This window comes from Burkholderia sp. LMG 13014 (assembly GCF_905232215.1).
In the GTDB taxonomy this organism is placed as follows: Bacteria; Pseudomonadota; Gammaproteobacteria; order Burkholderiales; family Burkholderiaceae; genus Burkholderia.
In genome coordinates, this window is the sequence record NZ_CAJNKE010001024.1 from 1 (window position 1) to 1194 (window position 1194).

The 1194-nt window shown below is 66.7% G+C and carries 2 protein-coding genes; both read left to right on the top strand.

Features of this window, described 5'->3' with window-relative positions; all coding sequences use genetic code 11:
- The first annotated feature begins 13 nt into the window (after nt 1-13).
- On the top strand, nt 14-628 hold the full coding sequence (lptC, locus tag JYJ84_RS37090; protein ID WP_174955661.1) for an LPS export ABC transporter periplasmic protein LptC: 615 nt from the start codon (nt 14-16) through the stop codon (nt 626-628).
- 20 nt (nt 629-648) lie between these two features.
- Nucleotides 649-1194 (top strand): lipopolysaccharide transport periplasmic protein LptA (gene lptA / locus JYJ84_RS37095; RefSeq protein WP_205190338.1); only part of this gene is annotated, 546 nt, incomplete at its 3' end.

The window sequence follows — 1194 nt, forward strand, 5'->3', positions numbered from 1 at the left end:
CGGAGCCTGACGGATGAACACGCATTTCCGCTGGACCCAGTTGCTGCCGCTCGTCGCGGTCGCCGCGCTCGCGGGCATCACCTGGTGGCTGCTGCAGGCCACGCTGCCGCCGCCCGGCGAGGGCACCGTGCAGCCGAAGCGCCACACGCCCGACTATTTCGCCGACAACTTCTCGGTCACCGAGCTCGACCAGTCCGGCGCGACCCAGTACCGGCTGACGGCCGCGAAGCTGATCCATTACGAAGACACGGAAAGCAGCGACCTGGCCGATCCGGCCATGCGCGCGTTCCAGCCCGGCAAGCCGGTCGTGACGACCACCTCGAAGCGCGGCACCGTCAACGGCGACGTGTCGATCGTCGACTTGTACGACGACGCACGCATCCTGCGCGCGGCCGGCGGCGGCGATCCGCAGATGCAGGCCGATTCCCAGCATTTCCGGATCTTCGTCAATGACGATGTGATCCAGACCGAAAAGCCGGTTAAACTTCAGCGCGGCCTGTCGCTCGTCAACGCGACCGACGGCATGAAGTACAACAACGTCACCCGGGTCATCGAGCTTTACGGCAACGTGCGCGGCACGATCGCCGCGCAGGACACGTCCGGCGGCTCGAAAGGTCAACCCAAGTGACGCATCCCTCACGTGACTGCATGAACGAACCGTTCCCTCGACTGATTTCCGGCGGCGCTGCGCGCGCCGTCCGCGCCGCGCTTGCCGCGACGCTCGTGGCGCTCCCGCTGGTCGGGCTGGCGCCGCTCGCCCATGCCGAGAAGGCCGACCAGAACAAGCCGATCAACGTCGAGGCAGACAACCTGACCTATGACGACCTGAAGCAGGTCACGGTCGCGACCGGCAACGTCGTGATCACGAAGGGCACGATCATCATCAAGGGCGATCGCGTCGAAGTGCGCCAGGACCCGGAAGGCTATCAGTACGCGACCTCGTTCGGCAGCGGCAAGAAGCACGCAACCTTCCGCCAGAAGCGCGAAGGCATCGACGAATACATCGACGGCGACGCCGAGCGCATCGACTACGACGGCAAGCAGGACCTGACCACGCTGACCACCGCCGCGACCGTGCGCCGCCTGCAGGGCACGACGACCGTCGCCGATACCGTGCACGGCAGCGTGATCACGTACGACGGCCAGCGCGACTTCTACACCGCGAAGGGCGGCAAGGACGTCGCCGCGCCGGGC

What these genes read in the sequence shown, in the direction of transcription:
- lptC (WP_174955661.1), top strand. Translation starts at nt 14, where the DNA reads ATGAACACGCATTTCCGCTGGACCCAGTTGCTGCCGCTCGTCGCGGTC.